2 protein-coding genes and 1 pseudogene are annotated in these 2,358 nt (G+C 62.1%); all 3 read right to left on the bottom strand.

The window, feature by feature from the left end; genetic code table 11:
* Positions 1–82: 82 nt before the first annotated feature.
* Positions 83–916, bottom strand: a complete 834-nt coding sequence (locus AAFX91_RS40870) for an ABC transporter permease subunit (RefSeq protein WP_394570261.1) — start codon at positions 914–916, stop codon at positions 83–85.
* Positions 913–1,830 (bottom strand): ABC transporter ATP-binding protein, encoded by a 918-nt coding sequence (locus AAFX91_RS40865; protein ID WP_394570260.1) that lies wholly within the window; start codon positions 1,828–1,830, stop codon positions 913–915. The genes AAFX91_RS40870 and AAFX91_RS40865 overlap by 4 nt, the downstream gene beginning before the upstream one ends.
* A pseudogene (locus AAFX91_RS40860) lies at positions 1,827–2,285 on the bottom strand (NosD domain-containing protein); the annotation flags it as partial. The gene AAFX91_RS40865 and the pseudogene AAFX91_RS40860, both read right to left, overlap by 4 nt.
* Positions 2,286–2,358 lie beyond the last annotated feature (73 nt).

Here is a 2,358-nt window from a genome sequence, read left to right as displayed (position 1 = left end):
GGTCCTCCTTGCCGACCAGTTGACCTGTTACCCATGTCGCCGGTCTATTCTGTTACCCATGTAGCCGGTCAGGACCTACGCTTCATAGCTCCCTCCGGGAGAACGACAGGCTTGCGGCTGTCAGTGGAATAAGTGTCCACAGCGCGAGCGCCGCCACGAGGACGCGGACCGACAACGTCGCGCTGCCGGCAAGCCCTGCCATGCCCGAGAATGCGCTGACATTGGCAAAGCCGGTCAAATTGAGGAGTCTGTAGATGTCGGTCGGATTGAGGAGGAGCAAGGTGTTGAGAACAGGGCCCGACATGTTCTGACCCTTGTCCAGGACGAGGAGGCCGAGCAACGCCATGTCGTAAACCAGCACGAGCAACAGCCACAGGCCGATACAGACGCCAGCAGCGGTGCCGCGGTCGCGCACCTGCGCGCTGACCCAGTAGCCGATTGCAATGAAGACCGCTCCCAGCAGTACGGAGGAAGCGATCATGGCGATGAATGCCTCCAGCCCCTCGCGATCCATATCACTGCCCGTTGCCAACAGGGCTGCGACGGCAGCCCCATAGCCAAAGCAGGTCGCGAAGGCGAGCACGGCGAGATGTCCGCAGAATTTCCCGACCAGCACCTGCCAGCGGGCGACTGGGCAGCTCAGGAGCAGGAGCATGGTGCCACGTTCCATGTCGCCGACGATCGCATCGTGCGCGATCAGGAGCGCAATCAGCGGCACCAGGAAGATCGTAAGGCTCGAAAGGCTGACGATGATCACATCGAGCGGACGCGCGCCCACATTGCTGCCGCTTGGCGCACTGCCAAGGAAGGTCAGCGACAACGCCAGCGCCGCCAGCAGCAGCGTTGCGGCAAGCACCCAGCGGTTGCGCACGGCCTGGCGGATTTCTTTGGCCGTGATGGTGAGAATGGCATTCATCGCTTCCGCTCCGCCGATCGCAGGAAATGCGCATAGAGTTCGTCGAGACTCGGCGCCATCACGTCGATATCCTCGACCGAGGTATGGGCTGCAGTCACGCGCCGCAACAGATCGATCTTTTGCTCCGGTGCCGCATCGATCTCGACAACGTGGCCGTTGAGCCGCCGGTATGGCGCGGATGCGGGTAGCCAGGCGGGTACCTCGCCTTGAGCAAGGCCGGATATTTTGAGCCGGATCCGGGTCGGCAGTTGCGCCAGCCGCCTCAGCTCATCGAGCGAGCCATCGGCGACCTTGACCCCGCGGTTCATGATGATCACGCGTCCCGCCCGTTCCTCGAGTTCGGTCAGCGCGTGCGAGCAGAGCAGAACCGTGGTGCCTTCGGCAGCAAGCCGCTGGATCGCTTCATAGAAGGTCTGGCGCAGTTCCGGATCGAGACCGGTGGTCGGTTCGTCGAGCAGCAGCAATTGCGGCCGTCCGATCAACGCTTGCGCCAGGCCGAGGCGCTGGCGCATGCCTTTCGAATAAGTGCCGACGCGCCGGTCGACGGCTGCGCCGAGCCCGACGATATCAAGCAGTTGCTCCGCCTTTGCGATCGGCTCCTGCTTCAGCCGAGCATAGAAGCGCTGCGTCTCGCGTCCGGTTAGTGTGGCATCGAAGGAAACGTTTTCCGGCAGGTAGCCAAGCCGGCGCCGCGCCGAAAACTGACCTGCGGCGGGATCCTCGCCCAGAACCTGGATCGAGCCGTGCGTCGGGTGAATCAAGCCCAGCATCAGCTTCATCAGCGTGGTCTTGCCGGCACCGTTGTGACCGATCAAGGCGACCATTTCGCCTTGGCCGAGCTCGAACGAGGCGCCGGACACCGCATCGATCCGCCCATACCGCTTGCTGACGTCCGTTATTCGCACCGTGGTCATGGCCGAATTCCTTCCGCAAGCTTGCGGCGCGCTGGCGGCGACATCAGCGGATGACTGTCGACGACGCCGCCGGGCAGCAGCGCGGGAAATTGTCCCTGCGCCCACCGGATCACCTGCACGGCGGGACTGTTGATCAACACTTTTGCCGCAGGCGCGGTCCACAACACCCGGTCGATCAGGTCGTTGGGTCGATAAGCGGTATCGGCAATGCCGTCGCCGTTGAGATCGAAAGCCGGGTTGTCGCTTCAGTAATTTCCGCGCCCACCCCTCGACCAGTCGAGATGGCGGGTGCCGACATATTTGACCTGGTTGACATTGTGGACGAACGCATTGTCGGTGATGGCGTTGCCTTCGGAACCTGCAGTAAAATGCACGCCGATTTCGCAGCCTTCGAACCAGTTGTTCTCGAGCCGGTTGTTGTTGGTGTTGTAGATGAATACGCATTTCTCCGGACCTAGCATTACAGTTGTCTTTTTGTTTTGAAGTGCGCGCGCTGGGCGGCGGCCTGGTGAGCTCTACGCCAAAGTG

The organism is Bradyrhizobium sp. 31Argb (genome assembly GCF_043638955.1).
GTDB lineage: Bacteria > Pseudomonadota > Alphaproteobacteria > Rhizobiales > Xanthobacteraceae > Bradyrhizobium.
This window is presented reverse-complemented; position numbering and strand designations above follow the sequence as displayed.